11 protein-coding genes are annotated in these 10,842 nt (G+C 50.6%); 1 reads left to right on the top strand and 10 read right to left on the bottom strand.

The window, feature by feature from the left end; genetic code table 11:
* Window positions 1–75: 75 nt before the first annotated feature.
* The 5 genes from NFS31_RS22250 to NFS31_RS22230 form a co-directional block, all read right to left on the bottom strand.
* Window positions 76–303 (bottom strand): hypothetical protein, encoded by a 228-nt coding sequence (locus tag NFS31_RS22250; RefSeq protein WP_251500111.1) that lies wholly within the window; start codon window positions 301–303, stop codon window positions 76–78.
* Between the two features lie 58 nt (window positions 304–361).
* Window positions 362–1,417 (bottom strand): Gfo/Idh/MocA family oxidoreductase, encoded by a 1,056-nt coding sequence (locus NFS31_RS22245; RefSeq protein WP_251500109.1) that lies wholly within the window; start codon window positions 1,415–1,417, stop codon window positions 362–364.
* Between the two features lie 213 nt (window positions 1,418–1,630).
* Window positions 1,631–1,843, bottom strand: a complete 213-nt coding sequence (locus NFS31_RS22240; protein WP_251500106.1) for a hypothetical protein — start codon at window positions 1,841–1,843, stop codon at window positions 1,631–1,633.
* A gap of 47 nt (window positions 1,844–1,890) precedes the next feature.
* Entirely contained in the window at window positions 1,891–2,184 is a 294-nt protein-coding gene (locus NFS31_RS22235; protein ID WP_251500104.1) for an alpha/beta hydrolase, read from the bottom strand.
* A gap of 296 nt (window positions 2,185–2,480) precedes the next feature.
* On the bottom strand, window positions 2,481–2,930 hold the full coding sequence (locus tag NFS31_RS22230; protein WP_251500102.1) for a hypothetical protein: 450 nt from the start codon (window positions 2,928–2,930) through the stop codon (window positions 2,481–2,483).
* Between the two features lie 141 nt (window positions 2,931–3,071).
* On the opposite strand from NFS31_RS22230, the gene NFS31_RS22225 reads away from it, so the two are divergent.
* The gene (locus NFS31_RS22225) at window positions 3,072–3,962 is read left to right on the top strand and encodes a LysR family transcriptional regulator (protein ID WP_251500100.1); all 891 of its coding nucleotides are present in this window, start codon (window positions 3,072–3,074) and stop codon (window positions 3,960–3,962) included.
* Between the two features lie 89 nt (window positions 3,963–4,051).
* Here NFS31_RS22225 and NFS31_RS22220 read toward each other — a convergent pair whose 3' ends face one another.
* From NFS31_RS22220 to NFS31_RS22200, 5 genes are all read right to left on the bottom strand, one after another.
* Window positions 4,052–4,300, bottom strand: coding sequence for a hypothetical protein (locus tag NFS31_RS22220; RefSeq protein ID WP_251500098.1), 249 nt, complete (start codon window positions 4,298–4,300; stop codon window positions 4,052–4,054).
* Window positions 4,301–4,315: 15 nt separating this feature from the next.
* Window positions 4,316–4,903, bottom strand: coding sequence for a LysE family transporter (locus tag NFS31_RS22215; RefSeq protein ID WP_251500096.1), 588 nt, complete (start codon window positions 4,901–4,903; stop codon window positions 4,316–4,318).
* 93 nt (window positions 4,904–4,996) lie between these two features.
* Window positions 4,997–5,899 carry a LysR family transcriptional regulator gene (locus tag NFS31_RS22210; RefSeq protein ID WP_251500094.1) on the bottom strand — a complete coding sequence of 301 codons (903 nt, stop codon included), beginning with the start codon at window positions 5,897–5,899 and terminating at the stop codon, window positions 4,997–4,999.
* Window positions 5,900–6,294: 395 nt separating this feature from the next.
* Window positions 6,295–9,453 (bottom strand): AAA family ATPase, encoded by a 3,159-nt coding sequence (locus tag NFS31_RS22205; RefSeq protein WP_251500092.1) that lies wholly within the window; start codon window positions 9,451–9,453, stop codon window positions 6,295–6,297.
* Window positions 9,450–10,610, bottom strand: coding sequence for an exonuclease SbcCD subunit D (locus NFS31_RS22200; protein ID WP_251500090.1), 1,161 nt, complete (start codon window positions 10,608–10,610; stop codon window positions 9,450–9,452). Before NFS31_RS22200 ends, NFS31_RS22205 begins: the two co-directional genes overlap by 4 nt.
* Between the last annotated feature and the right edge of the window lie 232 nt (window positions 10,611–10,842).

Here is a 10,842-nt window from a genome sequence, read left to right as displayed (position 1 = left end):
AAATTTCTTTTCCTGCACGATATTTAGTTGTCAATTTTCAGTTAGAATCACATTCATTGAGATTCCGAGAAGTTATTATGTACTCTGAATTGCCAACGGAGGAAACAGCCGAAAGGTATCATCAATCTTTTTCCCTGTCAACCGCCCCATGATTTCCCGTAGTTCCTCCGGTGTATGATACTGATTATTCAGTTCCATACCAATCCGAACAGCTTCCTGAAAAAGCTCATTTGCATACGCAGCACGTTCGGCATTTTCTTCTGCTCCTTCCCGAAATCCATCTATCACTTCTTTCACTGTCACAGTCTGCATCTCCTTTTTTCAGTTTACATTGCCAACAAAATAAAAATTTCTTTATATCTTACAGGTTTATTCGCCGCTTTTCTTCATTACTTTTTTGTATGGCTTCAACAATCCGAAGCACATCCACGCTTTCTTCAGGTTTTACAAGAAGTTTTTCACCATACGCAATCGCCCGGTAAATATTATCATAATACTCTCCATAATTACCAGTCTCTGTTGGAATCTTTTCCTGCAAAATCTTTCCTTGAAGCATTGTATAAACTGTACCAAAGGAATTTTCTTCATCCTGTCCCCAGTCTGCCGTACCCGGTCTTTTGCCATTAAGCAGTCTGCATTCCTGTATATCCTGCCCATATTTGATAAAAGTAGCCTTTCTTCCATGAACCATAAAATGAGGTCCGGACTCCACGACAAGTTCGCCTGCCGACAAAATGATTCTTTTATCCGTATAATACAAATGTATCTCAAAATTGTCGATACCAGAAGAATCCTTCCTTTGTTTTCGTAAATCCGCATAAACTTCATATGGCATCCCGAAAAGAACATATGCCTGATCTATCATATGAATACCAATGTCATATAACAGGTCAATTCCTTTGCCGCCTTCACGCTTCCAGGATTTTTTGCTTTTCCCTTCTACAAACCTGTCAAAATGGCATTCATAATCTACTATTTCACCAAGCCGATCTTCATTTATAAGTTTTTTCACCGTAAGGAAATCCCCGTCCAACCGCCTGTTCTGATAAATAGACAAAATCACTTTTTTATCTGCTGCAATTCTGCACAGCTCAGCAGCTTCTTTACTCGTAGCTGCCGCAGGCTTTTCTACTATAACGTGTTTCCCTGCCTGCATTGCAGATACCGCCATTGGAACATGGTATTGATTCGGTGTAGAAATCACAACAAGATCAATATCGTCAGCCAAAAGTTTTTCAAAACTCCGAACAATCTCAATATCCGGGTATTCCTGTCTGGAATGATCAGATGTGCGTTCATATACTTTCCTTAATTCAAATTGTTGACTGGCATAAATAAATGGTGCATGAAAAATCTTTCCTGACATTCCAAAACCAGCCAGTCCTACTCTTATACGTTTGCCATATGCCTGATCCACCTAATCCATCTCCTTTTGCAATCGCCCATGCCGTCGCAACCTGCGCAGGGCTGGCATCAAAACATGTTCCTATCAGTTTCAGTTCATCAATCAATGCTGTCAGTTCTTTCAGATGCGGGTTATACGCCTCTCCCCTCCCGGTTCCTTCCCCGTAAACCGCTGCCGTGTCCCACAGGTTCAGCCCACGCTCCAATGCTTTCTCAAACACCGGCTTCAATTCTTCTTCAAATAAATGGTTTCCAAATACCTGAGCCCCTCCGGCAGTTCCTGCGGAATTTCCATCATTCCTGTAATCGGCTCATTATTCTCATCAAAAGCAATTTCATGGCTGCCCAATGCAAAAGTGCCATTCTCCGCATCTTTCCAACGCTGCCTGCTCAGATACTCCTTGATCTTGTTTCTCTGCCCCTCCGTATAATAATCCATGTGTCCCTTACTCATATCACGGGACATATCGTACATGGAGAATGTGGCTACCGCTTTAATTCTGGTATCCGTTCCCGCAGCGGTAACCGCCATTCCCGAAAGCCCGCATATGCAATACGCTCCCTGTCAACATAAGGAAGCAGACCAATATAGTCCACCGCCGCACTGTAATTTTCCGTAAATATGTCCGGTGACGCCGTGTTTCGTACCTCACCGCCGCTCTCCCCGCCAAAGGACGGATCAAAGGCTATACTGACAAAGCCACGGGCAGCCAGCTCCTGTGTCTTGTGAGTACCGGCGAAATATCCGAGAACTGACCTTCCTTTACAAATGTCATACACAGTTCTGTCATCTGCTGGTCACAACCGGCATCAATCAGGTTTTGGTAAATGCCCCCGTATATATCTTTTGCCTCTGCCATCATCCTTCCTCCTTCTGATCTCATTATAAATCGCCATCAATAAAATATCAAATACATATATAATATCGTTTTTCATACTAAAAAGGTATTTTCTGCGCATATAAATACAATCCTGCTTAATTATTAGATGCCGGAAGCGCCCCTGTCTGGCCAAAACCCATTACCGCTTTTACTAACGGGCAGGCGTCACGGGGAATGTAATCATCCCCTATGGAGTTATGCCGTATAGCTGCCGGAACACAGGCGCACAGGCATAGCTCCTGCAGCATAGACCAACTCTGCGGAAACCATGACACACAATGTCCCGATCGTTTTCCGCTCTTTTGCACTGCTTTCTGTGCATCCAGGGATACCCGGAGGGTGTTTTCTATGACCTTCCTTTGGTATATCTGCATCATCTGCCCACATGGAGTTTACCCTGCTGCCGCCCAAAATCCAGTATGGCCTTTTCCCTGATGCAAGAACTAATTCCTCTGGGATGCCAGAACCAATCACGGCAAGATCCGGTCTGCCCTTTTCAAAATCTGCCAGATGGTAATCCCTTACACATTTCACGAAAAAAACAAACTCTTTATAAGCAGACATCCCTTTTACCAGTTTCTGCAATGTATCTATAATCTCTTTCCGATATGGACGTGATTTTATTCCATTGATATGATCAGACATATTGAATCACCTCCACTGGAATCATTATAAATCTGCCTTCTCAAGATATCAAATACATATACATAATGTGAATGCATATTTGAAAGGTATGACTTCTTCTGTTATAATAGAAAAACCCATAAAAGCGAGGAGGATTTTCATTTGGATATTCGGGTATTACAATATTTTCTTGCAGTAGCAAGGGAAGAAAGCATAACAAAAGCGGCAGAAGCGCTCCGCATGACTCAGCCACCGCTTTCCAGACAATTAAAGGATTTAGAGGATGAATTGGGAAAACAGCTACTTATCCGGGGGAATAAAAAAGTCACGCTGACGGAAGACGGTATGCTGCTGCGCAAACGTGCGGAAGAATTAGTCGATCTGATGGAAAAGACAAAAGCGGAGCTGGCTTCTTCCAACGAAAACATCAATGGGGAAATCCATATTGGCTGCGGGGAAACAGAAGCAATTTCTTTTCTGGCACAGGCAGCCCAGAATTTACAAAAAAAACATCCGTTGATCCATTACCATATTTACAGTGGCGACGCAGAACGAGTCATGGAAAAGCTGGATAAAGGTCTGATTGATTTTGGGCTTTTGGTAGGCCCGACAGATATAAGCAAGTACGATTATATCCGGCTTCCAATGAAAGATCTGTGGGGCGTGCTTATGCGAAAAGACAGCCCGCTGGCAGAAAAAGAAACAATTTCGGCAGAAGATTTATGGGATAAGCCGCTGATCATCTCACATCAGAGTTCCATCAATAGCGAGATGTTCTCCTGGCTGAAAACAGACCTTTCAAAATTAAATATTGCCGCCACTTATGATCTGGTCTATAATGCCGCCCAATTTGTAAAAAAAGGATTTGGATATGTGATTGCATTAGATAAGCTCATCAATACAACCGGTAACAGCAACCTGTGTTTTAAACCGCTTTTTCCTCCTCTGGAAGCAGAACTTTGCATTGTATGGAAAAAATATCAGGTTCTTTCAAGAGCCTCCAATACTTTTCTTCAACAATTGCAGCAAGAACTGGAAAATCTGCAGCCGTGAGCGCGCCCTCGTTGGCCTCCGCCCCGGAATTGCCAGAAAAAACCTTGGAATCCCCCGTGAGCCGGCACAGGCGCTCTGCCAGCAGCGTATCAGGCAGCGTGTAGAACAGCTTCGAGGCGTGCTGCACCAGCCCGGAGCTGCGTGGTAACTGCGTTCACCCATTCCTCGCTGCAGAAACCCAGGGCATTTGTGCCGATGCCGCTGCCAAAGCCGATGTATTCTTTTCCGGCAAAGTCCTTTGCGGCGGCTCCGCGCCCGCTCTGGACAGCGACAGGAAAAGGGTTATTAGTATGTGCCACATAGGTTTTGTCTTTGTCGAAAACATCTTGTTTTTCCATAATTACCTCCGCATTTTATGATACCAGGATGCTATATACACATTCCAGCAAAGTCAGGGCCAGAATGATATTGATTGGCCGGTAGTATTGGCGGTAGACTTTCTGAATAGCCATCCCCGCTCCGATCCAACACGTTGTAGCAATCGTTCCTATGGTGGCGATAATAAGTTCAAAGAGAATCAACACCCACAATGCGGTACTGTAATTGGTGATATACCCAGTTAAAGCCGTAATGCCGAACAGATATATTTTCACATTGACAAATTGCAGCATGAAACCTTTCCAAAAGGACGCCGATTTTTCTCCGCTGTCCCCATCTGGTCGGCTGAATGCAATATGAACGGCCAGCCAGAGGATATATGCAGCACCGACATATTTCATCACGTCCAGCACCCCAGGTAAAAAGGCGCTGACACCAAAAACAAACACTGCACAAATCAGTTGAACAACATAGTAACCGGCGAAGATGCCCAGGAACAGAGGATTCCCTTTCTTCCATCCGTAGTTTGTTACAGTGTTCAGAGCAAGGATATTTCCCGGCCCTGGGGTGAACGCATTGATGACCGAATATACAAAAAAATTACCTATCACATAGCCAGGCATAGTAACACCTCCTTCCGCTCATCATTATATAGCGGAACGCTATGGGATAGGTAATATTGATTCTTTATGTTAAAGCATAGGATCAACCTATGTTTAATTCTGCTGGTACTGCATCAGGGCTTCGATATAAATTCTGCCCAACTCAGACAACTCCCGGTCTTTATTCAAAAGATACCCGATTCGCATTGTTTCATTTTCTGCAAGGGGGATAGAAACAATGGAATCACCATGCAGATATTTTGGGAATATGCCGCTTGAAATGGTATAGCCGTCCAACCCAACCATGAAATTGACGATAGCGGCCCGATCACTGATTTTTATACTTTTGTCTGCAATTTCGTTGCTGAACAGTTCTTCTGCAAAGTTAGCAGACTCATAGGTCCCCTGCACAAAACTCAACCGGGGATAGGGCCGCAAGTCGTTTAAGGTGATTTTTTCATAGCTTGCCAGAGGATGCTCCCGTCGCAAAAAAGCGTGTGGGGCCGCTGTGAACAACTCGTGAAAGTCCAGACCGTACTCCTCAAAACTTTTTCGCAGTACACTTTCATTGCTTTGGCTAAGGTAGAGAACACCTAAATCACTGAAACGGTTTCTGACATCCTCAATAATCTGGTGAGTCTGGGTTTCGTTCAAAATAAACTCATATCGCTCCTGCCCGAAATGCTGTACCAACTCCACAAAAGCGTTGGCCGCGAATGTATAGTGCTGGGTAGATACACAAAAGCGTAATTTTTCTGGCCGATTATCAATGTATCTGGATTCCAGAAGTTCCATCTGCTGTACGACCTGTCGGGCATATCCCAAAAATTCCATGCCCTCGGTTGTTAAAGCGACACCTGCGCGGCAACGGTTGAAAATCGTGAGCTTTGCTTCCTTTTCTACTTCTTTGATTGCGCCAGAAAGACTGGGTTGGGAGATATAGAGATCTTTTGCAGCCTCTGTAATAGAACCTTTCTCGGCAACTGTTATAACATATTTTAATTGTTGTAGCGTCATATGTTCTCTCCTAACTCCAATTCCTAAAACTCATTACAGCAATATGCCCGTAGATATTCAACATATAATCAATAACCTATCTTTTTATGTAAACGGTAGTACTCCATCCGGTTAGTAACAATACTTTACCTCAATAAAAAATTTGCTATACTCCATTAAAAACGGTATTGGAGGATGCAGATATGCCGCGTTACATTTTCACGCTGACAAACGATGAAATACAGGAGCTGAAAGCATTAAATCTTTCCAACAAATTTTAACCTGCTTATAGCATACCGTAATGGATGATTAAATACCATATGTATCTTTTGGGCGCAGAAGATTTTCCGCCCGTGAATAGGAGTTATATAGGCTATCATTAAAATAAAGCGCCTGCCGGCACTCCGCCATAATCGTTACTCCTCCGCCTCCCACACTGCCCGGCTCCCGCGCTCGTCCTTTTTTACCACCAGCTTCCGCCCGATCTGCTCTTTCAGCTCCGTGACATGGGAGATGATCCCCACCAGCTTCCGGTCTCCGGCCAGCCCCTTTAAGATCCTTATGGCTTTCATCCGCGATTCCTCGTCCAGGCTTCCAAAGCCCTCGTCGATGAACATCGCGTCGATCTTCACGCTGCCGGCCGCATTCTGGATGATATCCGCCATGCCCAGCGCCATGGCGAGGGCGGCCATGAATGCCTCGCCGCCGGACAGGGTCTTTACATCCCGGCTCTGATCCTGAAGCATACTGTATACATCCAGATCGAGCCCCGCCTCGCCCTGCCGGCCCAGGCGTTCTAAGTCGCGGCATTTGAGCAGGAAGCTGCCGTCGCACATAACTTTTAAGCGCTGGTTGGCGGCATGGATCATTTCCTTAAAATAGCGGCGCTGGATATAGGTCTGGAAATCGAGGTGCGCCGGCTTAAGATTTCCGTCCGCGGTGTTGTAAAGGATCTCGATCTCCTGCTTTTCCTCGTTTAGCTTTTCCCGCTCCTCAAAAAGCGCGGTCAGGCGCTTAAGGGCCGCGGTGTTGGCGTTTCGCATGGCCGAAAGGGCGCTGCTCTCCTGCTCGGAAGACTCCCGCTTTCCGGTCAGCGCGGCCAGCGCGGCGCGCAGCTCCTCTAAGGATTCGCGTTTCAGCCCCTTAGTGACAGCCCTGTAGCTCTCGCAGTTTGCCCTCGCCTCCAGGCAGGCGTTCTCGTAGGCGCGGATCTGGTTTTGAAGATCCTTCCTTTCGTCCGCGGAAAGCAGCGCGGCGCGGCAGGCGGCCTCATCCTCAAAGCCCTGCCGCCTGCAAAGGGCGGCTTCCTCTTCTGCGAGGGCCAGGCGTTTCTGTTCCAGGGCCTGCCGCGCCTGTTCTTCAGCCGCAAGCCTGCCGGCGGCCTCGCTCTTTTCGCTGTTTTTTGCCTCATAGCGGGCGGACGCTTCGTTTAACGCCTTTTCCAGGGCCATAAGCTCGTCTGCAGCATGTGCCCTTTCGTCTGCGGCCGCGCTCCGGCTCTCCCATTTTAAATGTTTTTTTAGCTGCTGCAGCTCAAGCTCCAGCTTTGCGAGGGCGCGTTCCCCTTCCTCCTTTGCGGCTGTCAGGGCCGAATGCTCCGCGCCCGCCTGCTCTTTCGTTTCTTTAAGCCCGGCAAGGCGCGCTAAAAGCCCGTTGCGGGCGGCGCTCTGCGCCTCCAGATCTCTGCGTGCCGACAGGATCTGTTCATATGCCGCCTCTTCCTCTTTAAGATTCATGGGCGCGCCGGATATATCTGTATTGTTCACGCCCTGTCCGGGCTCCGCAAGTTCCTGTCTCTGCTCCTCCTGCCGCCGTTTTAAGGCGTCTAAGCCGGCGCGCCGCTTCTGGCACGCCATGGCCGCTTCCTTCAGCGCCCCGTCCGCCTGGTTGCGGCGCTTTCTGGCCGCCTCTACCTTGTGCTCCGTCACATCCTCTTTGCTCAGAAGCGCCTTATTCGGGTGATGGACAGAGCCGCACACCGGGCACGCCTGCCCTTCCGTAAGCTCCGAGGCCAGGATGCCGGCCTGAATGGAGATAAACTGCCGGTTTTTGAGCCGGTAGTCTTCCTCCGCGCCTTCGTATTTTTCCTGCGCTTTTTTTAGCTGCCCCTGTTCCAGCAGGAGCGCTTTCGCCTCGCGCTTTTCTTCCTCCTCAAGCTCCAGAAGGGCTTTTAAACGCCGCAGGCGCAGACGCCTGCGCTCTTCCTCCCGCTTCGTCCCCTCCAGGCGGATCGCGGCCTCTGTGGCCTGGTTTACGGCCGTCTGCAGGCGGTTTTCCTCCTCCCCAAGCGCGGCCAGCGTATCTGCCAGCTCTTTTTCACGCCTGTGAAATATCTCCTGTTCGCGTTTCTTTTCTTTGTAAAGGCGTTCCTTCTGATCCAGCTCCTCATAGGCGGGCATGGCTTCATCCAGTTTTGAAAGCTGCGCCTCCAGCGGCGGCCGCCGCGTCCTTGCCGCCGTTTCGGCCTCTTTCCGGGCCCGTCCGGCGGCTTCCACCGCCTCCAGGCGCTCGTCAAGCATTTTCCGGAGAGCCGCTGTCCGCTGTCCGCACGCCGCGTAATCCGCTTCGGCCTCCAGGCGCAAAAGCTCAGCCTGGCGGACCGGTTCCGCCTGTCCGGCGCGGGTCAGGCGTTCTTCTTTTTGTCCAAATGCCTCCTGTTTCGCTTCCAGCTCAGAAAGCCGCTTTAAGGCGGCTTCAAGGCCGTCCAGCATCCCGTTATGCTTCTCTGCCTCCTTGAGCCGCTGTTCGCCGGCGGCCGCCTCCGCAATCAGGGCGGAAAGCCGCCGCCTTGCCGCCGCCTCTTCCCGCCTTGTCTCCTCCTCGATTGCGTTAAGAAGAGAGAGGAGCTCCGCGCTTTTTGTCTCCGTATGCGTTACGGCCTCCTCCCACGCCCCGCGGTACGGGCTTGCGGGCAAAAGGCGGATCTGCGCAAGCTCATGGGCGCAGAAGCCCTCATTCTGCTTTTGAAGCTCTGACAGCGCTTTATTCTTTTCCCTTAAAATCCGCTGGATCCGCCCGTAAATCCCGGTGTGGAAGATCCGGGAAAAGATCTCTTTGCGCTCCTTTGACGAGGCGTACAAAAGCCGGACATATTCGCCCTGGGCGATCATGGCGATCTGTGAAAACTGGGCCCGGTCCACGCCCACGATCTCCTTAAGCTTCTGGTTTACCTGCGAAAGATTTCCCGGAAATTCGCTCCCGTCCGGCAAAAACAGGGCCGCCTTTTGAAGGACAGTCGTCCTCGTGTACGCCCCGTCGCGGTTCCTGCGGCGGCTGACGCGCTCATATGACGGGCTTCTGCGGACGCGGTAGCGCTTCCCCTGATCCGAAAAGACCAGATCCACCCACGTATCCTGCGCGTCGGAGGCGTACTGGCTGCGCATCATGGCGCCGTTTCGGCTCTCCCCGCTCGCTTCCCCGTAAAGCGCAAAGCAGATGGCGTCAAAAATCGTCGTTTTCCCGGAACCCGTATCCCCTGTGATCAGGAAAAGCCCGTGATCCATCCGCTCAAAATCAAAGATTGTCTCCTCCGCATACGATCCGAACGCGGACACAGTTAATTGCAACGGCTTCAAGCTGTCTCCCCCTCCATCGCTTCTTCAATCACCTTCTGCATGATGTCTCTCTGCCGCCCGGTCATGGGGCAGGCGCGCATGGTTTCATAGAACTGGCAGAACGCCTCAAGCGGGCTCTGCTCCTCGATGTGCTCCATTTCCTCTGTCAGACGGCGCTTTGTCCTTGAATTGTCAAACCGGATATCGAGAATGCGCGCGTAGCGCTCTTCAAGCTGCTCCCGGAACCGCGACGGCTCCAGCTCATCCGTCAGGGTAATGCTCACATAATCGTCCCCGTTTTCCTGCGCGGCTTCAAGGACCCAGGAAAGCGTCCCCCTCACCCGCCGCACGCCCGGCTCGCTTACCAGAGGGAGCGTGCGGATCGCGGCCGGCGCGCCCTTTTCCGCCAGAGTCACAACGGTCACGGACTTTTTGTGGAATTCCTCGCTCACCGAATACGGGTACGCCGTCCCGCAGTAGCGGAAGCGCTCCTCCCCCACCCTCTGCGCGCCGTGCAGATGGCCGAGCGCGGCATAGTCAAACGCGCCGAGCGCCGAAACGTCGATGTTATCCAGCCCCCCGGCCATAAGGACGGCTGTCTCCGAGTCGCACGTCCCCGGCCGCGCGCCGGCCGCTGTGAAAAACTGATGCGCCAGAATGACATTGCGCGCCGCCGGATCCGGCGTTTCCCGCTCAAGGACCATGCGGAACGCGCTCTCATAATCCGTCACGGCCCCTTCCCCAAACTGATCCCGCACATGCCCGGGCCGGATAAAGGGAAACAGGTAAAAACAGACCGGGCCATAGGCGTCCGAAAGCGTCACCTTCTTAAGCCCCTCCGGCGAGGGCCTCCCGGCCGCAATGTGGATGTTGTGGCGCTCTAAAAAGGAGGCCGCATATGAAAGCCGCTCCGGCGAGTCATGGTTTCCGGAGATAACAAGCACCGCCGGAGCGGCCTCCCCCTCTGTCAGCATGCGCAGGAAGGCCTCAAACATGGGGTACGCCTCCGCGGCGGGGACCATCTTGTCATAAATATCCCCGCAGATTAAGACCGCGTCCGGCCTCTCCGCCTCCACATACGCCGCGATCTGCGAAAACGCCCGCTCCTGGCTTTCCTTTAAGCTGTACCCGTTTAGCTGCCGCCCGATATGTAAATCTGATAAATGGAAAAATTTCACGCCGTATCCTCCTAAATACATACAGAAGCGCCCCCAGAATCTTCCTGTACCTGCCTTTGCGGCCGTTTTTCCGCCAGATGCGCCCAAATTTAATCAACATGCGCCTCATAAATCTGCACATATCTGACAAAAAACATCTCACAAAATCAGGCGCAGGCAGGCTTCAAACGCGCGCGGGCAGCGGCAAAACATCCCTGTCCTGCCGCTGCCCGCTCTGTCTTATGCCGTCTTT

Source organism: Otoolea muris (assembly GCF_943193115.1).
GTDB classification, from domain to species: domain Bacteria; phylum Bacillota; class Clostridia; order Lachnospirales; family Lachnospiraceae; genus Otoolea; species Otoolea muris.
The sequence above is the reverse complement of the archived record's forward strand: the minus strand, read 5'-3'. Positions and strand labels throughout refer to the sequence as shown.

Coding starts and splice junctions, on each gene's coding strand:
- NFS31_RS22230 (WP_251500102.1), bottom strand. CDS start 2,930: ATGTCTGATCATATCAATGGAATAAAATCACGTCCATATCGGAAAGAG.
- NFS31_RS22215 (WP_251500096.1), bottom strand. CDS start 4,903: ATGCCTGGCTATGTGATAGGTAATTTTTTTGTATATTCGGTCATCAAT.
- NFS31_RS22210 (WP_251500094.1), bottom strand. CDS start 5,899: ATGACGCTACAACAATTAAAATATGTTATAACAGTTGCCGAGAAAGGT.
- NFS31_RS22240 (WP_251500106.1), bottom strand. CDS start 1,843: ATGGATTATTATACGGAGGGGCAGAGAAACAAGATCAAGGAGTATCTG.
- NFS31_RS22220 (WP_251500098.1), bottom strand. CDS start 4,300: ATGGAAAAACAAGATGTTTTCGACAAAGACAAAACCTATGTGGCACAT.